27 protein-coding genes, 1 pseudogene and 1 riboswitch are annotated in these 21,385 nt (G+C 67.5%); of the genes and pseudogenes, 9 read left to right on the top strand and 19 right to left on the bottom strand.

What is annotated here, in order from left to right:
* Positions 1-166 precede the first annotated feature (166 nt).
* The 6 genes from ACGFIF_RS41830 to ACGFIF_RS41805 all read right to left on the bottom strand — a co-directional run bounded on the left by ACGFIF_RS41830 (position 167) and on the right by ACGFIF_RS41805 (position 5,518).
* On the bottom strand, positions 167-346 hold the full coding sequence (locus ACGFIF_RS41830; RefSeq protein WP_393163026.1) for a hypothetical protein: 180 nt from the start codon (positions 344-346) through the stop codon (positions 167-169).
* A gap of 355 nt (positions 347-701) precedes the next feature.
* Positions 702-2,273 (bottom strand): hypothetical protein, encoded by a 1,572-nt coding sequence (locus ACGFIF_RS41825; RefSeq protein WP_393163024.1) that lies wholly within the window; start codon positions 2,271-2,273, stop codon positions 702-704.
* Between the two features lie 135 nt (positions 2,274-2,408).
* Positions 2,409-3,182 carry a dienelactone hydrolase family protein gene (locus ACGFIF_RS41820; protein ID WP_393163022.1) on the bottom strand — a complete coding sequence of 258 codons (774 nt, stop codon included), beginning with the start codon at positions 3,180-3,182 and terminating at the stop codon, positions 2,409-2,411.
* 205 nt (positions 3,183-3,387) lie between these two features.
* Positions 3,388-3,915 (bottom strand): AAA family ATPase, encoded by a 528-nt coding sequence (locus ACGFIF_RS41815; RefSeq protein ID WP_393163020.1) that lies wholly within the window; start codon positions 3,913-3,915, stop codon positions 3,388-3,390.
* 34 nt (positions 3,916-3,949) lie between these two features.
* A complete protein-coding gene (locus ACGFIF_RS41810) occupies positions 3,950-4,549 on the bottom strand; it encodes a DinB family protein (protein ID WP_393163018.1) in 600 nt (199 codons plus the stop codon).
* Positions 4,550-4,615: 66 nt separating this feature from the next.
* Positions 4,616-5,518 (bottom strand): hypothetical protein, encoded by a 903-nt coding sequence (locus ACGFIF_RS41805; protein ID WP_393163016.1) that lies wholly within the window; start codon positions 5,516-5,518, stop codon positions 4,616-4,618.
* Positions 5,519-5,755: 237 nt separating this feature from the next.
* Here ACGFIF_RS41805 and ACGFIF_RS41800 point away from each other — a divergent pair, with 237 nt between their 5' ends.
* On the top strand, positions 5,756-6,049 hold the full coding sequence (locus tag ACGFIF_RS41800; protein ID WP_393163014.1) for an ArsR/SmtB family transcription factor: 294 nt from the start codon (positions 5,756-5,758) through the stop codon (positions 6,047-6,049).
* A complete protein-coding gene (locus ACGFIF_RS41795) occupies positions 6,046-6,432 on the top strand; it encodes a VOC family protein (protein ID WP_393163012.1) in 387 nt (128 codons plus the stop codon). The genes ACGFIF_RS41800 and ACGFIF_RS41795 overlap by 4 nt, the downstream gene beginning before the upstream one ends.
* 28 nt (positions 6,433-6,460) lie before the next feature.
* Here ACGFIF_RS41795 and ACGFIF_RS41790 read toward each other — a convergent pair whose 3' ends face one another.
* Together ACGFIF_RS41790 and ACGFIF_RS41785 are read right to left on the bottom strand one after the other, a co-directional pair.
* Positions 6,461-6,946: an NUDIX domain-containing protein gene (locus ACGFIF_RS41790; RefSeq protein ID WP_393163010.1), complete on the bottom strand. Its 486-nt coding sequence runs from the start codon at positions 6,944-6,946 to the stop codon at positions 6,461-6,463.
* A gap of 37 nt (positions 6,947-6,983) precedes the next feature.
* A complete protein-coding gene (locus tag ACGFIF_RS41785) occupies positions 6,984-7,349 on the bottom strand; it encodes a 5-carboxymethyl-2-hydroxymuconate Delta-isomerase (protein ID WP_393163008.1) in 366 nt (121 codons plus the stop codon).
* A 122-nt stretch (positions 7,350-7,471) separates the two neighbouring features.
* Positions 7,472-7,585: riboswitch (SAM riboswitch) on the top strand.
* A 9-nt stretch (positions 7,586-7,594) separates the two neighbouring features.
* Here ACGFIF_RS41785 and ACGFIF_RS41780 point away from each other — a divergent pair.
* Positions 7,595-8,146, top strand: coding sequence for a GNAT family N-acetyltransferase (locus tag ACGFIF_RS41780; protein ID WP_393163006.1), 552 nt, complete (start codon positions 7,595-7,597; stop codon positions 8,144-8,146).
* Positions 8,147-8,180: 34 nt separating this feature from the next.
* Here ACGFIF_RS41780 and ACGFIF_RS41775 read toward each other — a convergent pair whose 3' ends face one another.
* The 4 genes from ACGFIF_RS41775 to ACGFIF_RS41760 are packed head-to-tail and all read right to left on the bottom strand — an operon-like array spanning position 8,181 to position 12,012.
* Positions 8,181-8,579, bottom strand: a complete 399-nt coding sequence (locus ACGFIF_RS41775; protein WP_393163004.1) for a hypothetical protein — start codon at positions 8,577-8,579, stop codon at positions 8,181-8,183.
* 13 nt (positions 8,580-8,592) lie between these two features.
* The gene (locus ACGFIF_RS41770; RefSeq protein WP_393163002.1) at positions 8,593-9,930 is read right to left on the bottom strand and encodes an amidase; all 1,338 of its coding nucleotides are present in this window, start codon (positions 9,928-9,930) and stop codon (positions 8,593-8,595) included.
* Positions 9,927-11,108 carry a hypothetical protein gene (locus ACGFIF_RS41765; RefSeq protein WP_393163000.1) on the bottom strand — a complete coding sequence of 394 codons (1,182 nt, stop codon included), beginning with the start codon at positions 11,106-11,108 and terminating at the stop codon, positions 9,927-9,929. Before ACGFIF_RS41765 ends, ACGFIF_RS41770 begins: the two co-directional genes overlap by 4 nt.
* A 4-nt stretch (positions 11,109-11,112) precedes the next feature.
* Positions 11,113-12,012, bottom strand: coding sequence for a nitrilase family protein (locus tag ACGFIF_RS41760; protein WP_393162998.1), 900 nt, complete (start codon positions 12,010-12,012; stop codon positions 11,113-11,115).
* 139 nt (positions 12,013-12,151) lie between these two features.
* Between ACGFIF_RS41760 and ACGFIF_RS41755 the strand changes: the two genes are divergently transcribed.
* The 3 genes from ACGFIF_RS41755 to ACGFIF_RS41745 are packed head-to-tail and all read left to right on the top strand — an operon-like array spanning position 12,152 to position 13,983.
* Positions 12,152-12,619 (top strand): winged helix-turn-helix transcriptional regulator, encoded by a 468-nt coding sequence (locus ACGFIF_RS41755; protein ID WP_393162996.1) that lies wholly within the window; start codon positions 12,152-12,154, stop codon positions 12,617-12,619.
* Between the two features lie 46 nt (positions 12,620-12,665).
* Positions 12,666-13,223, top strand: a complete 558-nt coding sequence (locus tag ACGFIF_RS41750; RefSeq protein ID WP_393162994.1) for a dihydrofolate reductase family protein — start codon at positions 12,666-12,668, stop codon at positions 13,221-13,223.
* Positions 13,224-13,266: 43 nt separating this feature from the next.
* The gene (locus ACGFIF_RS41745; RefSeq protein ID WP_393162992.1) at positions 13,267-13,983 is read left to right on the top strand and encodes a class I SAM-dependent methyltransferase; all 717 of its coding nucleotides are present in this window, start codon (positions 13,267-13,269) and stop codon (positions 13,981-13,983) included.
* A gap of 60 nt (positions 13,984-14,043) precedes the next feature.
* Here ACGFIF_RS41745 and ACGFIF_RS41740 read toward each other — a convergent pair whose 3' ends face one another.
* Positions 14,044-14,574, bottom strand: coding sequence for a GNAT family N-acetyltransferase (locus ACGFIF_RS41740; RefSeq protein WP_393162990.1), 531 nt, complete (start codon positions 14,572-14,574; stop codon positions 14,044-14,046).
* A 186-nt stretch (positions 14,575-14,760) separates the two neighbouring features.
* On the opposite strand from ACGFIF_RS41740, the gene ACGFIF_RS41735 reads away from it, so the two are divergent.
* Positions 14,761-15,738, top strand: coding sequence for a TRM11 family SAM-dependent methyltransferase (locus ACGFIF_RS41735; protein ID WP_393162988.1), 978 nt, complete (start codon positions 14,761-14,763; stop codon positions 15,736-15,738).
* 30 nt (positions 15,739-15,768) lie between these two features.
* Here ACGFIF_RS41735 and ACGFIF_RS41730 read toward each other — a convergent pair whose 3' ends face one another.
* Positions 15,769-15,963, bottom strand: a complete 195-nt coding sequence (locus tag ACGFIF_RS41730; RefSeq protein ID WP_393162987.1) for a hypothetical protein — start codon at positions 15,961-15,963, stop codon at positions 15,769-15,771.
* Between the two features lie 90 nt (positions 15,964-16,053).
* Entirely contained in the window at positions 16,054-16,920 is an 867-nt protein-coding gene (locus tag ACGFIF_RS41725) for an HIRAN domain-containing protein (RefSeq protein ID WP_393162986.1), read from the bottom strand.
* 231 nt (positions 16,921-17,151) lie between these two features.
* On the opposite strand from ACGFIF_RS41725, the gene ilvA reads away from it, so the two are divergent.
* Complete coding sequence (ilvA, locus tag ACGFIF_RS41720; RefSeq protein ID WP_393162985.1) at positions 17,152-18,444, top strand: threonine ammonia-lyase IlvA; 1,293 nt, start codon at positions 17,152-17,154, stop codon at positions 18,442-18,444.
* 48 nt (positions 18,445-18,492) lie between these two features.
* On the opposite strand, the gene ACGFIF_RS41715 is transcribed toward ilvA, so the two are convergent.
* The 4 genes and pseudogenes from ACGFIF_RS41715 to ACGFIF_RS41700 form a co-directional block, all read right to left on the bottom strand.
* The gene (locus ACGFIF_RS41715; RefSeq protein ID WP_393162984.1) at positions 18,493-19,125 is read right to left on the bottom strand and encodes a hypothetical protein; all 633 of its coding nucleotides are present in this window, start codon (positions 19,123-19,125) and stop codon (positions 18,493-18,495) included.
* A 72-nt stretch (positions 19,126-19,197) separates the two neighbouring features.
* Entirely contained in the window at positions 19,198-19,371 is a 174-nt protein-coding gene (locus ACGFIF_RS41710; RefSeq protein WP_393163211.1) for an alpha-L-rhamnosidase C-terminal domain-containing protein, read from the bottom strand.
* Positions 19,372-19,522: 151 nt separating this feature from the next.
* Positions 19,523-19,966, bottom strand: a pseudogene (locus ACGFIF_RS41705) (alpha-L-rhamnosidase); the annotation flags it as partial.
* Positions 19,967-20,175: 209 nt separating this feature from the next.
* On the bottom strand, positions 20,176-20,463 hold the full coding sequence (locus ACGFIF_RS41700; RefSeq protein ID WP_393162983.1) for a LuxR C-terminal-related transcriptional regulator: 288 nt from the start codon (positions 20,461-20,463) through the stop codon (positions 20,176-20,178).
* A 59-nt stretch (positions 20,464-20,522) separates the two neighbouring features.
* Between ACGFIF_RS41700 and ACGFIF_RS41695 the strand changes: the two genes are divergently transcribed.
* Positions 20,523-21,385: RNA-guided endonuclease InsQ/TnpB family protein (locus ACGFIF_RS41695; protein ID WP_393162981.1), on the top strand; the 863-nt coding region annotated here is incomplete at its 3' end.

The raw sequence follows: 21,385 nt of genomic DNA, 5'->3' as shown, positions 1-21,385 counted from the left end.
ACACGAGCGAGCAGAAGATGGCTTGGATAGCCGGGCACGTAACCTTCGCGCCCGGCGTTCGACTCGGATCAGGCGGCACCTCCCGCATCGATTTCGCGGACGGATCGAGCCGTTCGATCAGCGTGCTCGACGCCCGCCCTGCTCTCACCGAGGCGATCGGAACCACTCACGACAACTGCAGGGCCATACCGGCAGCGTCATGCAGCCTCACGATCACCAGCGCTTCCCTACGAACAGCTGAGGTCATCACGAGCAGCGGTACGGCGACCGTACCCGCCTGGTCCTTCACCGCGAAGGGTCTGTCCAGGTCGATCGTCGCCGTCGCAGTACCTGCGGACGTACTCAAACCCCTGGTCGAGCCCGTCCCACCGCCCGGTCTCCCCAAGCCGCCACCTGGCCTCCTCGAGGTCCAGAGCCTCACCCGGATCGAGGGCAGCGCGCTCACCTTCGTCCTCGGTCACGGAGCCTGCGATACCGACCTTCGAGCTCACGTCCTGGAATTCGATGACCTGGTGATCGTCGGAGGGAGCCACGGTCAGGCGACGACCGGCGGTGGCTGTCCAGACATTGGGCTTGCGAAACCAGCGGTTGTCACTCTGACCGAGCCGCTCGGAGACCGGGCCGTCATCAGCGCAGCGACAGGCGTCAGGCTCACACCGAGGTAGCGCTCCCTGCTCAGGAACGTGGCGACCCGGGTCCTGCTACCAGTTGATCGGGCGCAGCTCGGGGCCGATGATGTGGCCGTGATGAGGAGAGGGGTGCTCCTCGTCGTGCGAGAAGTGCCCGGCGTACCAGACGACCACGTCCTTGGAGTCGATGGACTCGGCGGTCAGGTACTGGTCGAGGCGGCATTGGGTCTCGGCTGGAGAACCGACGACGATGCCGACGCCGTCGTCGAGTTCGTCGTACCGCCAGCGTAGGAACCACAGGTCGGCGACACCGTAGGCATCGCTGGTGCTGTCTGCCGATCCGGGGGTGATGCTGTAGCCGCGGCGACTCTGGGCGTCGCGGACGCGCCAGCGAGCAGCGAAGAGCGATCGCTTCCGCTTCGTTTCCCGGACGAGACGCTTCCACGGCGGCACACCGGGGAAGATCAGGCCGCGTTCCTCGACCACGTCGTTGCCGGCGCCCTCGATGTCGAAGTCCAGGCGCCAGTACACGTGGTGCTGGTGTCGCAGGCAGGTCCGGTAGTTGCGGGTGCCGGCGAACCCGAATCGCGGCTTGACGGTGCCGTCGTCGCGCAGTCGCCAGTCCGAGATGTAGCGGTACCAGGCGGCTTGGAGTTCGCTGACGATCCGCAGTTCGCCGTCCTCGTACCACAGCGCGACGCCCTGGAAGTTCCCGGCGTCGGTTCCGGCCTCCAGGATCGTTGCCGGTGGCGACGTGCACACCCGCCAGCCGGGTCCGACCGGGTCGACGCCGTTGGCGAGGAACGGGGTCTCTTGATTCTGCCAGTCACGGTACGAGGTGCCGTCGTCGTAGAGCACGTTGAGAATCGGTACGTGCGCCTGCCAGAGCACGAGCCGGCCGCGGTAGGTGACGTCCCTCAGCTCCACGCCGGACCCCTTGCCCAGATGGGTGGGTAGTGACGCGCGCGGCCGGACGACAACCAGGTTCCACAGCTCGACGCCACCGCGCAGTACGCGGACGCGGACCGAGTCCCTACCTCCGGCGTCGGGCAGGCTTTCGACGCCGACCGGCAGTCTGTCCTCGCAGTCCCCGTCGAGTTCGTGGAAGGGCTCCGGATCCCACTCCACGAGCCGGTCGCCGAGGTCGACCGCGACGAAGCGGTGCGGCCGTCCGGCCCGTGGGTCGTACACCCCCAACGCGATCCGCCATACGGTCGTCCCGTCATCCCGCTCGACGTCCGCCAGCGGTGGCATCGGCTGGTAGACCACAACGTCGTCCCGGTCCCGTAGATCCGCGAATCCCCTGTCATCGCGGAGCACCTCGAGCGCAGCACGCAGCTCGTCCCCGGTCGGGTTCGGCCGGAAGGCACTCGACGTCACCTCGACGTCGTCGCCGTCGAGCCGTCCCGTTACCTCGACCGATCGGTTCTGCCCCGGGTCGAAGAGCGTGGCGACGAATGGCGAGCTCTCGTCATGCTTACGCCCCAGCGGGACCGGGCCGAGAACCCTCAGAGCGGCCGGGTCGACGTCACCTAGGTGCTCCCGGATCCGGTCGTGGCGCACGAGAACGTCCCGCCAGTGCCGCAGCCGCTCGGTCGGTTCGTCCTCGTAGGGCTCGACAACAACCTCAAGATCCTCGGGCATGGCGGACCCCCCATTGTGTTCGCGCACAGGAACGCTCAACACCTCGGAGGCCCCGGGCCGGGACCTGATACATCGCGACCGAGTGCCCGGGGGTATCGGCGTCCGGTGCGGAGGCGGACGCCGATACCGGTTGGGTCAGGACGGTGTTGTGACGCGCCGGCCGAGGTGGCGGGGGAGGAACTCGTTGTCGAGGCCGTGCCAGCGGATGGTGCGGTGGTCGCCTGGGTTGGCGTGCAAGGTCTTCTCCGTTGAGGCGAAGGCGTCGAAGAGTGCCAGCGAGGATTGGCGGTCGACGTGCTCGTCGTCCCACGGGAGCAGGAACTGGATCGGGACGGTGATCCGGGTCGCCGCCTCGATCAGGGCGACATGCGGGAAGAATCCGCCGCCGAAGATCGCGGCGGTGATCCTGGGTTCGATCGCGGTCAGGGGGATTCCGATCGCGGTCCCCAACGTGATGCCACCGCCGTACCCGATCGGCGCCTCGGTGCCGATCTCGGGGAGTTGCTGCAGGGCGTCCAGAGTCGCCTGCCATTCCGGTACGGCGCGCTCCGCCAGTGAGATCGCGTAGCGGACACTGATCGACTCGAACGCCTCGTTCTCGCCTGCCGTCAGAGCCTGCCGGAGGCCGGCGCGGGCCTGCTCGTCCTCCGCCGTGCACGGGCGGTCGCCGTGTCCGGGCGCATCGACGGCGGCGACGGTGAAGCCCCAGGTGGTCACGAGGTCGTGGGCGCGGGCCATGAGTGCCGGCGTCTTCTTGTGCAGGCCGCCACCGTGACCCATCAGCACCAGGGGCGCGTGATCGGAGCCGGATACGGGTGACCAGAGCACGCCGGGGATCTCGCCCACGAGGAAGTCGCGTTCGACGACACCGTTCGACGATGTCTCCGCGGTGAAACGTACAGAATGCATAGCTGTTGCCTTTCGGGAGTGCCTTGTGATTGAGGCGCTCCCGGCGACGCTTACGTCATCGCCCGACCGCGACGAAGCAGGGGAGCACCCACGTGCGTACGGCGTTCATGGGTCTCACCTCCTCGTGCAGAGTCACGGCCTCCAGCACGTTACCAACCCGACCGCGGCCCCACCCAACCATTTTCTGCCGGCCACTCGGCGGCTGCTACAGAAAGCGCGCAGCGTCCAGGTCAGGCCTTGGTGAGATCGGGCCGATCAGCTCGAGCACGGCGGCCAGAGTCTCGCTCGTGCCGGGCCGACCGTCGAGGGTGATTTCGCCCGGTATGCCGAGCAGATCGAGCGGGTGGTACCACTCACGGATCTTGTCGGGCCCGACGGTCATGGGGCGGCGTTCGTGGCGGCGAAGCGTCTCGTCGAGGGGCACATCGAGATAGAAGACATGGCTTGGGCCCGGATGATCCTTGACCAAGCGGTGCAGCATCGCGCCGTAGTGAGGGGAGTACAGGATTCCTTCAAGGATCACGTTGTAGCCGATGCCCACGCAGTACCGCACGTTCTGGGCGATGAAGTCGATGTTGTCGCCGCCTGGTACGTCGTGCTCGCGCAAGATCACCCGGCGCAGGTGGTCCTGGCCGAGGTTGGCGGTACCGCGGCCGAGCGCGCGTTGGAGCCCCAGCGCGAGTGTGGTCTTTCCCGACGCGGAATTCCCCCGGATGATCACCAGACTCGGCACTCGGACAACCTTAGAACAGGCCTCTGAAACAGAGTCATCCAGTTGTTCGTGCGTGATCTTGTGCGGCCCTGGCGGCGCGCTCGATCGTCGTACGCCGGTTCTCCCACAACGCGGCGTCCTTCTCCTGCTGGGCGGCGCTGCGTCCGTCGAGTCCGACGGTGCCGTCGAGTTGCTCGCGCAGGATGTCGGCATGGCCGGCGTGCCGGCTGGTCTCAGTGACTCTGTGCACCAGCACGTTGAACAGCTTCACGTCAGGGCGTGGCCACCAGGGCACGTGGCCGGGGGCGTCGATGTCGAGGGCATCGATCGTCGCATCGGCGTGATCCCACACCCGCCGGTAGCGGTCGACGATCTCGGCACGTGTCTCGTGCTCCGTCGCCCACATGTCGGTCCCGCGCTGAGACTCGTCATCCCACCGCGGCAGCGGTTCGGGGAACGGCCGGCCGAAGACCTCGCCGAGGTATCGCGCCTCCGAGATCGACAGGTGCTTGATCAGCCCGAGCAGGTTGGTCCCCGTCAAGGTCAGCGGGCGCCGGACGTCGTACTCCGACAGCCCATCGAGCTTCGAAACCATCACCCCCCGAATCCAGCGAAGGTCGTCATGCAGATACGTCTTCGCAAAGCCATCGATCACGAGAAGCGAGCCTGCCAGCTGCCCGCACCGGGCTCAACCCACGCCATGCATCCACCCGCCCTCGTGTCAGTCGGGGTCAGGGGCCGGAGTTGGGATCGTCTGGGCCGAGTGGGCTGCTGGTGGCGGTGTGTCTAGTGGGTGGCGGTCGGAGCGGAAGAGGGTGCGCAGGCGGTCTACGTCTACTTCGGGGAGGTGGGCTTCGACCAGGTTGTAGGTTTCTTCGACCAGGGTGCGCAGGATCGCGGCGCCTTCGGGCGCGGGTTGAGAGAACACCGAGCGCAGTCGGGTTGCGAGAGCGGGCGGCGCGATTGTGAGGTCGTGTTCTAGCGCGTCGAGGCGTTTGAATGCTGAGGGGTGTCCGCAGTAGCGGCCGTTCAGCGCGTGCAGGACGTTGAGCATTTGGCTCGAGACCCGCATGAACTCGCGGGCGAGCAGGAGCGGATTGTCGCGATCGACGTGCATGCGCCATCGCCAGAACTGTTCGATCGCGCCGTCACGCTGGACGACAGCGATCGCGAGACCGCGTGGATAGGTTGCCGCGCGGGCCTGCCAGCCGGCGACGAGGTCCGCTCGCGCGCCGGTGACGTCGCGGCCTTCGACGATTCCCTTGATGGCGTCGAGCCCGGGCCCGTCGGGTTGGCAGGATCCCAGCACGGTGTCGAGGGTCGCTTCGACCACGCTCGTCGGCGTGTGGACGACTTCGACCATCAGCCCGTACGGGCGTTCCGCACCGAGATAGACGTGGTCGTACCAGGGTGGGTTCGCGTCCGCACCGGACACCAGACGAATATCGGCCGCGTGTGCTGCCGGCACGATCGCTGCGCGTTCCTCGACCGTCGGCGGTCGGGACCAGAACACGCCGACCTCAGTGTCCGACCAGCGGTCGGAGTCACCGCGCGCCGTCGAGCCGCCCAGCATCACGGCGTCGACCGCTGCGAAGGCGGCGTACGCCTCGAGCACGGGCTGCACGGCTGTACGCCGCCACCTCGAGGCGTCCGCTGGAGCCGGTCGGCCGTCATCCATCCCCGAAGTAGAGCACGGTGCCGGTTCGTCGAGCCGCCGCCCGCAGCTCAGCCAGCCGTTGGTGCGCCGACCACCAGCGACCCGCCGACGGGGACGGGACGCGGGGACGGGGGATGGAAAACGTGGCACGCGACCCTGGAGTTGACTTGATAGGCAAGTGGGGACTTGCCTATTGTGGGGGTTATGGAGGAGGATCTCTTCAAGGCCCTGGCTGACCCCACCCGTCGGCGCATCCTCGATGAGCTGGTGGAGCGGGACGGCCAGACTCTGTTCGAGATTTGCACGCGGCTGGTGACCAAGCACGGCCTCGGACTGTCCCGCCAGGGAGTCAGTCAGCACTTGGCGGTCCTGGAGTCCGCCGGTCTGGTCCGTTCGCGGCGCCAGGGTCGCTACAAGTTCCACGATCTGAACACCGAGCCCCTCGAGCGCATCGTCACCCGATGGCTCAAACCCGATACACCGGAGGCACCCCAATGAGGATCCACCTGACCAGCGTCTTCGTCGACGACCAGGAGAAGGCCCTGCGCTTCTACACCGACGTGCTCGGCTTCGTGAAGAAGCACGATGTCCCGGTGGGCGAGGACCGTTGGCTCACCGTCGTCTCACCGGAAGACCCCGACGGGACCGAACTGCTGCTGGAGCCCGACGGCCACCCGGCCGCGAAGCCGTACAAGGACGCGCTCGTCAACGACGGCATCCCCGCCGCCGCGTTCGCCGTGGACGACGTCGCCGCGGAGTTCAAGCGGCTGCGCGACCTAGGGGTCACCTTCACCCAGGAGCCGCTGGAGATGGGCCCGGTCACTACAGCAGTCCTGGACGACACCTGCGGCAACCTGATCCAGATCGCCCACACCAACTAGGTCCCTGCAATTGTGGCCGGCGGCAACTTCAGGTACGGCGAGGTGAAGAGCCGCTCTCCAAGTACGCCGTTGTCGCCGACCTCCGAGCCTCGAGCCCAGCCACGACCCGCACAAACTGCCCGGCATCGAGCAGCCGCTCAGCCTCGTCGAGCGCGACGAACCTGAAGCAGCTCACTTCGGTCGGATCAATCACGATCCGACCGATATCGGCCGGTGCGAGAACACCGCCGTCGAAGAGAAACGCCACGATCTCGGTGAAAGCGCCCGATCGCGCGATCCAGTCCACCGCCAGTAGGTCGCCGGGCTCGATGATGAGGCCGATCTCCTCGCGGACCTCGCGCTGGGCGGCGAGCCGTGGCGACTCGTCGCGTTCGACCACGCCGCCGGGAAGGTCCCAGGTCGCCTTGTACGGCGGCTCGAGCACCAGCAATCGACCCGCTTCGTCTGTGAACAAGCAGTCGGCAGCCACTCGTTTGGTGGGGTGCTTCGCGGTGAAATGAACATCGTCGGGCACCTCGCCAGCCAACCACAGAGCGCGTTGACGGCGTCGGCTAGGACTGCTCGCTCGGGACGCGTTTGTGGTAGCTCGCGAGGTCGCGGACCTCCACCGTGACCTGGATGTTCAAGCCGGTTCCGGGCTTGATGTGGTCGCACAGCGTTGCGAGTGTCAGCTCACCGAGGCGGTCCTTGAGAGCGGAGTCCCGGCCGGGAAGGATCGCCAGCTCGACGTGAACCATCGCCTGGCCGGCTTCGCCCGTACCGATGACCTCCTCGCCGGTCGTACGAAAGCGAGTCTTGAACCCCGGCAGGGCGCTGCCGATCAGCTCGGCCGCGGCCGGGTGCAGTGCCAACGCGAAGCCGCGCCGGTCGAACGCCTCTGCCAGGGATTCTGAGTACTCAACGCTGATCTGCGGCATACCCCAATTATCAGGGCATACCGGCACCAACCGCAGTGGCAGTGGGGCAGAGGGGTGGACTACGACCGGCTGCTGGAATTCCCGCGGAGGCCGGTCGGCTGACTGCTACCGTTTCGGCCGTAGGTCATGAGTGTCAGCGTGTAGCCCCGGCTTGCTGGCCGGCAACCCTCCTCGTGGGTGGGGTGCCCCGGGTGAGGACCAGGCTCGGCACACAGGGTGCCGGGCAAGCCACGAAGGAGGTTCGCATGCCAGTGGAGTTCCGCTCAGCCACCGCAAACGACTCTGAGCACGTTGCAGCCCTGCACGCCGGCAGTTGGCGGCGGCATTACCGGGGCGCGTACGCGGACTCGTTCCTGGACGGGGACATCGAGGCCGACCGCCGCGAGGTCTGGTCGAAACGGCTCGCCGCACCAACCGGCACCGCCACGATCCTCGCCGAGTACGACGGCCGGCTGGCCGGATTCGTCCACGTCATGTTCGATTACGACCCGCGGTGGGGCAGCCTTGTCGACAATCTGCATGTTCACCACAGTCAACGCCGTACCGGCATAGGCACGCAGCTCCTGGCGCGCGCCGCACAGACCGTCGTCGATCAGGCGGACGGCCCTGCGATGTATCTGTGGGTCCTGGAGCAGAACACCGCCGCGCAGCACTTCTACCGCGCGACCGGTGGCGACTGTGTGGAAACCTCGACCGTGCCGCCACCCGGCGGAGACCCCACCCGCCTCAACGGCACACCGGCCTGCCTCCGCATGGTCTGGCCTGACGCCTCGCGCTTCACCCACACGTCGCGGTGATTGCCACCGGCAACCACCGCGACGCGATGATCCGTCAGGCTCGCCTCTCGTCGCCATGCCAGTCGGCGTTGAAGCCGCCGAGATGCGGGTGATACATGTCGTCGCCGTCATGCTGGGTGAACTCGACCTTCAGCCACAGCGCGTCGAGCTCGAAGGTCTCCACACAGGCGTCAATCAGGGACTGCGCCAGCCGGGCCCTGACGTCAGCCGGGCGGCCCTTCCGAATGTCGCACATGATCAGGGCCGACGCTGTCGGCGGACCGGACTCATGGCACCGCCACACTCCGCCGCTGCCGAGGTCGTGGATCGAGACCGTGAGCAGATCCCTGTGGACCTGCATGATCTCCCCGTAGACGAGACCGATGCGATGGGCGAACGCCCGCTTGGTGGCCTCGTCGGCGGTCACCGGCAGATCGACCTGGATCGAGGGCATGGGACTCCTTTCGTCAGCCGGCCTGTTCGGCCGGTTGCTGGGTGACCTCGAGCTGTCGGGCGGCCGCGAAGAGAAGGTGCTCGTTGCCCGGTGCCGAGACGAGTTGTACGGCGATCGGCAGCCCGTCGAGGCGGCCCGCGGGCACACTGATGGCCGGCGAGCCGGTCATGTTCCAGAGACAGGTCAGCGACAACAGGGCCTCGCGGACCTCGAGCTCGGCGCCTCCGACGGAGACACGGCGAGCGCCCACAGCCGGCGCCACGATCGGCACAGTCGGCAACGCCAGTACGTCGTACGTCGCCAGCAACTCGTCGACCATGACCGCGAGCTCGTGCCGGGCCTCGTCGGCCTGGGCATAGAGCCGGTCACTGACGTCACCGCCCTTGTGGAGACGTGCCCGCACCTCTGGATCGATGAGGTCATGATCCGCGGCGAGGTGGTGCTCATGCACGCGGAAGGCTTCCTTGCCCTGAAGAGCAGAGAAGACCTCGAACAGCGGCCGCCGCTCCCACTTGGGAAACCCGCGTACGACGTCCACGGCGAATCCGGCCCTGGTCACGAGCCGTCGCGTCTCGTCCTCGACCCGCGGATCCGTCACCGCGATCGCCCCTGGCGGAATCCACCCGACGGCAAGCCGGTCACCACGGCCGGACGGGGACATCGCCGGCCGATCACTGACGGCCTGGTAGCCGATCAGGGCGTCCTCGGAGGTAGCCGCGAACAGACCGACGTGGTCCAGGGTCGGAGCCAGCGGGTAGACGCCGGCGCTCGGCACGACGTCGTACGCGGGCTTGAACCCGACCACTCCGCAAAGCGCGGCGGGCACCCGGACCGAACCCGCGGTGTCGGTCCCCAGGGCGAGAGGCACCATTCCGGCCGCCACCGCGACAGCGCTGCCTCCGCTACTGCCGCCGGACATCCGGCTGGGATCGCTCGGATTGCGCGAGGCGCCGTGGACGGAGCGATCGCCGGTCGCGCCGTACGCGAACTCGTGCAGCGTGGTCTTGCCGATGATCACGGCCCCGGCGTCACGCAACCGCCGGACGACCTCGGCGTCCGCGCTCGCGGTGGCACCGAAGGACGTGGCGGATCCACAACTGGTGGGCAGACCGGCCATGTCGATGAGATCTTTCACGGCTACGGGTATGCCGTGCAGAGGTCCCAGATCGATGCCCGCGGCGAGTTGTTCGTCAACCACTCGAGCTGCCGCCCGGGCTCCGTCGTCGTCGACGAGTGCAAACGCGTTCACGGTGGGATTCAGTTCGTGGGTACGGCGCAACGCCGTCTCGGCCAACTCGCTCGCCGAGATGTCGCGACTGCGCAGGGCTCGGCCCAACTCGGCGGCGGTCATGACGCGAAGCCCGGGACGAGACGGAGCAGGGACACGATCAACGCCGTACAGATGCCCATCGAGGCGACGTTGCCGACAAATGGATGGAAGGTCCTCGGCAATCGGGCCGAGATGGCCGCGGCGACCGGTGGAGCGATCAGCGCACCGGCCAGTGCACCCGCCACGATGGACTGGACGGTTCCGTCGAAGGCGAGCACCGTGGCCGGCGCCACGGAGACGACCGGCACGAAGGTCGGATAGAAGCCGTGCGTCTGCCATTTCTTGCGCCAGATGACCACGCCGGCCAGTGCGGTGAGGACTTGGGCAGCGAGCACAGCGGTGAACAGGCCGGATCCGTAGGAGAGGCTGGACGGGCTGATCAGGTGTGCGACGACCGCTCCGAGGATCAGCGCGGCGCTCGCCCACTCGTTGCCGAAGAACTGCGCCTCGGAGAAGTCGGCCAGCGCACGGCGAGGCACCCAGAGCAGCGAGCGGCGTGACGATCCCGCCTCACCCGGAGGATCCGTCCGCCAGGCACCGGGCGCCGGAATCCAGCTGAGACGCCTGCAGAGCCAGAACGCCACGATCGCATCTAGCCACATGCCGGTGGTGGCACCGACGACCGGCGGCAGGTCGAGGGGTGCGCACACATATTCGACGGCGAGAATCGAGGCCGGCGGAGTCAGCACTGCTCCCACAAGCGCTGCCGTCAGGCCGACTCTCCATCCGGGTCCGTAGAGAACGACGATCGCGGGTGCCACCGAGACCAGCGGCACGAACAGGGGCTGCCAGCTTCCGGGTGCCAGAGTCCAGCCCCAGACGAGGTTGCCCAGCAGGAGACTGACCAGTGCGCTGCCTGCGGCCCACGGCCACAGACCCGTGCCACAGGCCTGAACGAAACCCTGCCATCGCCACGACATGCGATCCGCGACATGGCCAAGCAGTCCGCCGGCGAGCAGCAACGCGCCGGCCGGAGCAACCGCGTAGAACTGTGGCTCACTGATGGAGCCGACGACCCACGAGGCGAACCGGCTCAAGTCGGTGTAGTCGCCGTCCCACGGCTGCCAGGTCGCGTCGCGGGCAACCCGCGAGATCGTCCAGCCGGCCAGCGCCAGGAGCGCGACGCCGACCAGCCCGACCCCCACCCGCGCGGCCCTCCGCGAGCCTGGGACAGCAGTCGTACTGCGGACTGTCGTCATGGCGTCACCTCGGCAGCGGAGCGCGGCCGGCGTACCCGAGCATCTGGTCGTACAGGTCGGTCCGCCGGTCCCGATGCAGGTCGTTGAGCTGGTTCCAGATCGGCGCCGTTCGCGCGGCCGTCAGGTCGACGTCCGCGTAGATGATGGTGTCCTCGTCCGGGCCGGCGATGCGATCGATCGGCCACCCGTTCGTCCCCGCGATCAACGAGTTGCCCATGAATCCCGCGCCACGCTCCTGGCCGATCCGGTCCGCGGTGGCGATGAAGACGTTGTTGGCGTGCGCGGCGGTGATGGTCAGGTACGCCGCCATGCAGACGCCGCTCGCGTCGTACAGCGGCGGGGGCGTCCAGACCCAACCGGTGGGGATGCAGATGATGTCCGCGCCGAGCTGGGCGACGATCCGCGCGGTCTCCGGGAACCACATGTCCCAGCAGACCAGCAGCCCGATCCGGCCGATCTTGGTGTCGAACACCGAGAACCCCTCGTCACCCGGGGTGAACCACAACTTCTCGGTGTTCCACAGGTGAGTCTTGCGGTAGCGACCGATGAAGCCGTCCGGACCGACCAGCACCGCGGTGTCGTACAGCGTCACGCCTTCGCGCTCGGCGACACAGCCGACGATGTACACGTTGCGCGCGGCCGCGATCCGGGCGAACGACTCCACGGTGGGTCCGTCCGGTACTGGCTCGGCGTGAGCGAAGGCCTCCTCACGGCTCTCGAACACGTAACCGGTGGTCGCGAGCTCGGGAAGCACGATCAGCCCTGCTCCCGCGTCGGCCGCGGCGGTCAGCCGCTGCTCCACCGCCAAGGCGTTGGCCTTGAGGTTCTCCACTCCGACCCGCGGTTCGAACTGCACGACTGCCACCCGCACCGGGCTCACCCTCGGATCCGCCTGTGCCGTCATGATCTGGCCTCCTCAGTCCTCGTCTGCAAACTGGTTTCAAGTTGAAACCGCTTGAGCGGGAGCGTAGAGGAGCTGGTTTATACTTGCAACCACTTGGCGCCGATCAAATGCGCGACCGCCTCACCGAAAGGGGGATGTCATGCCGAAGCGCGTGACCCACGAGCGAGCGGAGTGCCCGGTCGCGAGGGCGGTCGATGTCATCGGGGACCGCTGGTCGCTACTCATCGTTCGGGACGCCTTCGACGGCATCAGCCGGTTCAGCGAGTTCCAGCGCAACCTCGGCCTGGCGAAGAACATCCTCTCGTCGCGGCTGCGTGAACTTGTCGCGCACGACATCCTCGAGGTGCTTCCGGCCGCCGACGGCAGCGCGTACCACGAGTACGCCCTGACCCAGAGGGGACGCGATCTCTTCGCGCTCCTGGTCAGCCTGCGGCAGTGGGGCGAAGGCCATCTCTTCGACGACGCCGAGCCGCACTCGGTCCTGCTCGACGTGAAGAACCAGCGTCCGGTCCGCAAACTGGAGGTCATCGACGCCGCCGGCCACGTCCTCGATCCCTCCGAAGCCTTCGTCCGCAAGGTGGACCGACCGGGCCTGAAAGGGATTTGAAACCGTTGCGAGCGACGGTGGGAGCATCGCCGACCAAGGAGGCAAGATGCGACCGCTGATCGTGTTCACTGATGTGACTGTCGACGGGTTCATGGCCGGACCGGAGAACGATCTCGGGTTCATGGTCGACGATCCGCAGTTGGCGGATGAGTTGACGGGCGAGCTGATGGCCGTTGCGGACACCATGCTGTGGGGCCGCAAGTCCTTCACGCCGTCGGGCGCGTACTGGACGGCCGCCGACGGCGAGTTGGCTGCCTGGATGAACGCGACGCCGAAGGTCGTGCTGTCGTCGGACAGCGGCTTCGACGTCAGCTCCTGGGCGAACTCGACCTTGGCGGCCGGCGACGGAGTGGATCAGGTACGCCGGCTGAAGGAGACCTCCGGTGGAAGCCTGGTGGTGTTCGGCGGCGTACAGACCGTTCGCTCGCTCGTCGCCGCGGATCTGGTCGACGAGTACTGGCTCAAGGTCAACCCCACGATCGTCGGCCGGGGCGGCTCGATGTTCTCCGCCGTGGGCGACCGCAGGACGCTGACCTTGCGCAGCGCACGCTCCTTCCCCTCCGGCACCGTCGCCCTGATCTACGCGCCCAGTCGGGTTAGCTGAGGGCAGAGTGATCCCGCCGGTGTACGCCGGTAGCTTCGAAAGTATGACGACTATCGCGAGGTACGACGGTGTCGCGGACTACTACGCCTCCGGCTGGGGGGAGGATCTCACCGATCCGGTCACCGCCTCCCTCTTCGATCTCGTCGGAGACGTCGCCGGACAGCAAGTACTGGATGTTGCCTGCGGCCACGGACGGATCAGCCGCGGCCTCGCCCGCAAAAGCGCGTCCGTGGTCGGGGTCGACGTCTCCGCCGCGATGCTCACCAAGGCGGAAGAGCTCGAACATCAGGAACCACTCGGCATCCGCTACCTCCGATCGGACGCGGCCGACCCCGAACTCCTGCCAGGGGACGAGTACGACGCCGCCGTCTGCAGCATGGGCCTGTCCGACATCGACAACCTGGACGGCACCCTGGCCAACCTCCGTCGCCTGCTCCGCCCCGGCGGCACCTTCGCCTTCTGCATCCTGCACCCCTGTTTCCCAGGAATCGAAGGCGTATCCGGCGCCTGGCCCTCCGACGGCTCGTACTACGACGAGCGATACTGGCAAGCCGACGGCGCCCTCTCCACACTCCGCCAACAGGTAGGCGCCAACCACCGCACGCTCTCCACCTACCTCAACACCCTCCACCACCACGGCTTTACCCTGACCCAAACCGCCGAACCCCAGCCCAGGATCGACCCCGCCTCCCCAAGAAGCCCGATGACGCGCTTCCCGGTCTTCCTCGTCGCTGCGTTTCGAGCCAGCGACCGAGACTGATGAGGAACCGCTCGATTTCGGCGACCTCGCGCACCGGGAGATCGGGGACGATGTCCGTGGTCAAGGGGTGATTCGGTAGATGACGTGGTGGCGGAGGGGGCCGTCGGGGTCGGCGGAGGAGTCTTCGAAGTCGTCGGCTGGATTGTGGGTCATCCCCAGGCGACGCATGACGGCCTGGGAGCGTTGGTTGGTGGCGGTGGTGATCGCCAGGATCTCCTGGAGGCCGAGGGTGTCGAAGCCGAAGGTCAACGTGGCGCGAGCAGCCTCAGTGGCGTAGCCGTGACCCCACGACGCCCGGTTGAGTCGCCAGCCGATCTCGACACCGGTGACCGGCATTCCCGGCTCGACGTCGTCCAGCCCCGCGAAGCCGACAAACTCCCCGGTCGCCTGCACCTCGACCGCCCACCACCCATACCCACGCTCATCGAACTCAGCCTGAAACGCCGCAACCGAAGCATCACTCTGCTCGCGCGTCATCACATCCCCCAGGTACTCACGCACCTCCGGGTCCGCATTCAGCGCGGCCCACGGCTCAAGATCAGACTCCCGCCAACGACGAAGCAACAAGCGCTCAGTGCGCAGTTCATCCATGGGCGCAACCCAACGCCAAGCACATCAACCCCGCAAATCCATTTCCACCCGGTCGTAGAGTTGCCGGCAGTGACTGGTTTCTGAGAGACGCGCATCGTCACCGCGGCGGCTGGGCCGACCGCGGTGGTGAGGTGCGTCGCGCATCGATTCGTCCTCTGATCGACGCGACCTCTCAGGAGCACCGCTGTGCCCACCACCATCAAAGATCACCTGACTCTGCGCACCGTCGACGGCGGCGCCGACCTGCTGGCCGGCGAACTCGGTCAACTGCCCCAAGTCACCGTCCTCAAGACACTGACCGCGTCCGTTACGTGCCGGATCGACGGCGAACTGCAGGACCTGTACAACTGCCCGCTGTACTCGACCGCCGCGATCCCCCTCGCCGGGAACCCTCGGGACAACGGCTTCCTCGACCCATTGCACGCGTCAACCAAAGAGGGCTTCCTCTCCACCCTCCCGCACCCGCTGACCTTCAGAATCGGCGCGGGACGGGAGTTCGCACCGACCATCGCCCGCGACCTGGGCTGGACGAACGAGCCGGCCGACTGGACCGTCAACCTCACCGAGACTGGCACAGGCTGGATAGCCGAGATCGGGCCGCTCTACTGGACCAGACGGTTCGGCCGCCTCGAACGGTTGCCGTGGTCAACCAACCCGGTGGTCGCGGAGGTCGTCGTACGGCTGGCCAAGATCCGGAGCGAACATCGCGTCCTCGACCCGTTCTGTGGCTCCGGGACCCTGCTCCTCTCCGCCAACCGGCAGGCCCGACCCGCAGAGCTGATCGGATCCGACAAGCGATCGGTCCAGATCGCGCACCGGAACTTCGCCGCACGCAACGTGTCCGCCGAGTTGTCGACGGCCCGAGCGGAGCAGATCCAGCAGCCCGACCGAAGCATCGATCGAGTGGTCGCCAACCTCCCGTTCGGCAAGCGCGTCGGCTCTCATCACGACAACGTCCGCCTCTACCCGGCCGCCGTCGCCGAGATCGCCCGGGTGCTCACCACCGACGGTCGCGCAGTCCTCCTGACCGAAGACAAACGATTGCTCAAGGACGCCGTGGCCCGTACGCGCGGCCTGAAGATCGTCCGCGAACGCCTACTCCGCTTCAACGGCGCCACCCCGACAGCCTTCGTTCTGATCAGAACCGGCGGGCGGCGGATGTGAGCTGGTGCAGGCGGGTTGTTACGAGACCGGTCAGGGCTTGCTGAGGGTTGGTGGGAGGGCGTGGTCCAGGGGGTCCGCGGTCTCCCGGCGCTGCTCGGTGGTGGGGTCGGTAGGCAGGGAGACCGCAGTACGGTGAATCAGCAGGACGAGGTCGTCCGACGACAGGTAGCGCAGGGTTCGCGCGGACAGGTCTGCGTCGGGCTCCGGCATCAGGTCCTCGTCCATGGCCGGAGCGTAGTCAGCGGATGAATTCAAAGTAGCTCCGCAGTACCCGCCAAGGGCCCGTGATATGCATGGTGAGTACTGCGCAGCCGCCTAGTTGGCTTCCTTCGTAGCCCAGTAGTGCCATTGCGGGGACGCGACTGGGGAACGGGTCAGGCCGTCCGGCCAGGTAGCCGGCAGGTCGTGACTCCGAGCCGCGTAGAGGATCACCTCCGATGCGGTGCGGTCGCCGCGGACGGCGACACGGGCGGCCGTCTCGGCGCGCATGTCGGACAGGTAGTGGATGGCCGGCAGGAACTCGGCGCTCAGGCGCGGACTCAGCCGCCCGACCGGTTCGTCGTCGATTCTGACTTCGACCACGATCCGGTGCCGGTCCTGGATGCCGTCCTCCTCCTCGACCGCGTGCATGGTGGCGTACACCCAGCACTCGCCCTCCGCCCGGAAGAACGGAGCCAGTACGTCGGGATGCACCTCACCGCCCGGTACGACGATGCCGCTGCCGGGCGGCAACAGGTGATAGCTGCCCGGTGGGGGCAGGTTCACCGGCACCAGCATGTGCGGCTGCCCGAGAGCCACCGCCACACTCGCGTGGAACTCCGTGCCCTGGTCGCCCTTGCCTTCCCAGTCGGCCGGTTCCCACTCACTTACCCACAGGTGGCACGGCACCTGCGGTTGCAGGCCTTGCGCCACCAGTTCTGACAACACCGGGTGATACCGGTGCGCATCGTCCCTCGGCAGGTAGCCGACAACCTTCCCCTGCACCCGTACGGCGATGGATCGGGGATCGAAGCGGTTGTGCGGTTCCGGGACCAGGTCCGCGTCGGTGTCCAGGTCTGCTCCTCGCGCTGGGATGGGGTCCGGGAACAGGCTTCGGATCGCCTGCTCGTGCGGGGTCTCCCGCACGACTTCCTGACCACACCACAGGGCGTCTCCCCACAGACTGAACGGAATCAGTTCCATTCGTGCCCTCCAGTCCACTATGACCGGCTTTACTCGGCTCATCCCGTCCAGGACCCTGGCCGTTACACCGAGTGAGCGTATGAAAACTAGACTGCCCAGTGAAGGGCCGTTTCACGCCTAACACAAGGGTCTGATGCGCAAAGGTAGCCGCGCGTCCGTACTGTGGACGCGGATTGTCTTGTGCAGCGAGCGAATACGCGAAGATCGTGCAAATGCACGGGAAGGAAGCTCATGCAGGGCAGTAGTTCAGTCGCTCGATCGACGACCGGCACGGACCAGAATGCCGTTGACGCGGCAGCCGTCGACGATGCGGTCACGCGGCTCGACGGTGTCGCTGTACGTACACCGTTGCAGCGCAATCTCCGGTTGTCCGAGCGCACCGGCGCCCAGGTCTGGCTCAAGCGGGAAGACCTGCAGATCGGCCGTTCCTACAAGCTCCGCGGGGCCTACAACCTGATCGCCCAGCTCGACGACGCGCAGAAGTCGGCCGGTGTGGTCTGTGCCAGCGCCGGCAACCACGGCCAGGGCCTCGCCTACTCGTGTCACATTCTCGGTGTCCAGGGCAAGGTTTATGTTCCCCGGACGACGCCCCGCCAGAAGCGGGACCGGATCGCGGCCCTCGGCGGCAAGCAGATCCAGGTGATCGTCACGGGTGACACGTACGACGACGCGGCCGCAGCGGCACTCGCCGAGGTCGAGGCCACCGGCGCGACGATGGTGCCCGCGTTCGACGACCCGCGAACCGTTGCAGGACAAGGGACCGTGGCGGTGGAGCTGGTCGAGCAGCTCGGTCACGCGCCCGACGTACTGGTGGTGCCAGTCGGTGGCGGCGGGCTGATCGCGGGCGTCGCGAGCTGGCTGGCCGAGCGGCACCCCGGCGTACGGATCATCGGGGTGGAGCCGGCCGGCGCGGCGAGTATGGCGGCGGCGCTGGCGGCCGGCGAGCCGGTGACGTTGCCGCATCTCGACAGCTTCGTGGACGGTGCCGCGGTACGACGCGTGGGCGATGTGACGTTGCCGTTGGTGGCGAAGTCGGGTGTCCAGATGATGTCGGTGCCAGAAGGGCTGGTGTGCAGCGAGATGCTGGAGCTGTACCAGACCGACGGCTTGATCGCGGAGCCCGCGGGCGCGCTGTCGACAGGTGCCTTGGGCAACGGTCTGGACGTGCGACCGGGTGAGTCCGTGGTCTGCCTGCTGTCCGGCGGGAACAACGACGTCAGCCGGTACGGCGAGATCCTCGAACGCTCGCTGGTGTACGAGGGTCTGAAGCACTACTTCCTGGTGACGTTCCCGCAGGAGCCCGGGGCGTTGCGGACGTTCCTGGACGAGACCCTCGGGCCGGACGACGACATCACGCTGTTCGAGTACGTGAAGCGGAACAACCGCGAGACCGGGGTCGCGCTGGTCGGTATCGAGATCAGCCGGGCCGGCGACCTCGACGGGCTGCTGTCGCGGATGGAGGCGGCACCGCTCGACATCGAGCGCATCAACCCGAACTCACCGGAGTTCCGCTACCTGATCTGAACGCAGCGCACTGATCCCGCGCTCCGGCGGGATCAGTGCGCCTGTGAGTCAGTGACTCGAGTGCTTCGGGTGTTCGTCCGGCTGCTCCGGCTTGGTCGCGTCAGGCATCGGCTGGCGACGCGGGTCGTCCGGGTGCTGCCCGTCCGCCCAGTGCTCATCCGTCGGCTGCCCGTCGCGGCCCCACACGGCGCCGTCGCGGTCCCGATCCGTCGTCCCATCACGGTTCCGGTCGACCCGGTCATCGATCCGATCAGCGGTCCCGTCGCGGTCCCTGTCGTCGGTCCCGTCGCGGTCCTTGCCCCAGGTGGCCGCGTGCGGGGTCGCCTGATCCGGGTGCAACTCGCGCGCCCGGGCGCGATGCTCGTCGGCCTCGGTCCGGGCGTCCGCAGCGGCTTCGCGCCGCTCTGATGCACCGGCCGCTAGCCGGCGTGCCTCGGCCGCCTTCTCGTCGGCAATGGCCTGCGCCTTGCGCGACCTTGCCTCGACCTCATCGGCCGCGGCCTGCTGCTTCTCGGCGTGCACTGCCGACTTCCTGGCCTGCTGCTCCTGCTCGTACGCCTGCTGCCGGTCCCGTTCGGCCCGGCGCTGGGACGACTTGCGGGTCGCCCCGGCGATCAGTGCCACCAGGATGACCAGGACTGCCAGTACGACGACGATCCACAGGACGGTCATTCCGTCCATCGTTCCTCCTCGGCTCGATGTTCGGCCCTCCGGTACCCCGCTCCCGAGCGGCCTAACGTGCCGTACCCCGGGCTAGCCCACCGTGAAGCGGTAGGTGCCAGAGGCAATTTCCTTGACCACCGTGGTCCGGTCGCGAGCGGGGATCCGCACCGTTGCGGTCGTGTTCGCCGGAATCGTCACGTCCAACGTCAACCCGTCGGACGTCGACCGCCAACTGCTCGCGACTTCGCCGTACGGCGTCTCCAGCCGGAGCGAGGCCGCGGTGATGCCCGCACCCGGCTGGCGGCGCGATCAGCACCTTCTTGTATCCCGGTTCGGCCGCGGACACACCGGCCAGCGTTCGGTACATCCACTCGCCGACCGCGCCGTACGCGTAATGGTTGAACGAGTTCATCCCGACATCGTTGAAGGTGCCGTCGGGGTTGATCGAGTTCCACCGCTCCCAGACCGTGGTCGCACCCCAGCCGATCTCGTAACCCCAGGACGGGTACGACGTGTTCTGCAGCAACCGGTACGCCAGATCGGCGCGCCCGATCTTGGTCAGCACCGGCAGCAATCCGTCCACTCCAAGGAACCCGGTCGACAGGTGAACGTCGATCAGACCCGCCGGCACCAGGTCATTGGTGAAAGCAAGGATGTACCCGGTCTGGCTGTCCGACCCGATCTTCCCGTCCGGGCTGACGAAGCGCGCGATGAACGCCGTACGCACGTCGTCGTAGAGCTTCTGGTACTTGGCCGCATCCGCGGTCCGGCCGATCGCCGCGGCCAGCTGACTCAACTGCCGGGCGCCCTTGACCACGAACGACGTCCCGATCAGGTCGCCCGGGGTCGGATCGTCCAGGTTCAGCCAGTCGCCGTAGTCGGGTTCGTCAGGCTGTTCATCTTCAGGTTGTGCACCTGCGGACGGGCCGGGGCCGCGTCAGCAGGTAGCACAGGCGTCAGGAGCAGTACGGCGCTGAGCATGCAGCCCAGCCTGGTGCGGAGGGACCATGGAGCGGACTCCTGCTAGAGAAGGGGCGGTTTCCTGCAGGGGAGGTACGGAGGTAGGACTCAGACCAGACCGCGGCGAGCGGCCCAGACGATCGCTTCGATGGCGGTGCCGAAGCCGAGCCGGTCGCACACCATCCGGGTACGGCGGCGGACGGTCCGCTCGGACAGGTCGAGCCGGCGGGCCACGGAGTCCACCGGCAACCCGGTGGCGAGGAGCCGGAGCAGTTGCAGGTCGTCGTGGCTGATCTCACGCGGCGGCACCCGCCGAGCAAGCGGTCGAATTTCCTGGGGGAGGACGGTCATCGGCTTCGTCGCGGGGAATCCACGCCCGTCAGGACGGTGAGACACCGCGACTCCCTCCTTTCGAGGTTCGGGGCCTGTCGGTCCCGTCTGGTTGGGTGGGAGGCGTGTCCCGGTTCCGGATGTACCCGACTCCCGCGCAAGAGGCCGCGTTGATGGAGCAGTGCAGGCATGCCCGGTACATATGGAATCTGGCGCTCGAGCAATGGTCGATGTGGACCCGCGACAAGGGCGCCACGCCGAGCTTTGCCGAGCAGTGCCGGCAACTGACCGAAGCGCGAGCCGTGTTCGGCTGGCTGCGGGCCGGGTCGCAAACTGCGCAGCAGCAGGCGCTGCGGGACTTCGACCAGGCCGTCAGGAACTTCTACGCAGGCACCCACCGGCGGCCGACCTGGCGCAGAGCCGGGCTGCACGAGGGGTTTCGCATCGTCGGCGCCCAAGCAGGTCGCAGTGAGTCGGTAAGCAGAAAGTGGGCGCGAGTCCTGGTGCCTAAGGTCGGCTCGGTCCGGTTTCGGTTGTCCCGCCCCGTTCCTGCGGCGAAGTCGTACCGCATCACCCGCGACCGGGTGGGGCGCTGGCACCTCGCCTTCGCTGTCATCCCGCAACCGATCCCCGCGCCAGGCACCGGTGAGGTCGTCGGCGTGGACCGCGGCATCACCGTCTCGGCCGCACTGTCCACCGGCGAACTGCTGACCTGCCCAGGCCTGTCGGAACGAGAGCAGGCACGGCTGAAGCACCTGCAACGCGGACTCGCCCGCTGCCAGCGCGGCTCCAACCGCCGCCGGCGATTGAAGGCCGCGATCGCCAAGCTGCACGCCCGTGCCGGTGACCGTCGCAAGGACTGGGTGGAGAAAACCAGCACCGACCTCGCCCGACGGTTCGACGTGGTCCGGGTGGAGGACCTGCGGGTGGCGCAGATGACCAGACGGACGAAGGCCAAGCCCGATCCGGGGCGGCCGGGCGGGTACCT

Source organism: Kribbella sp. NPDC049174 (genome assembly GCF_043197365.1).
Taxonomy (GTDB): domain Bacteria; phylum Actinomycetota; class Actinomycetes; order Propionibacteriales; family Kribbellaceae; genus Kribbella.
Note: the sequence above shows the minus strand (reverse complement) of the source record. Positions and strands in the feature narration are given on the sequence as shown.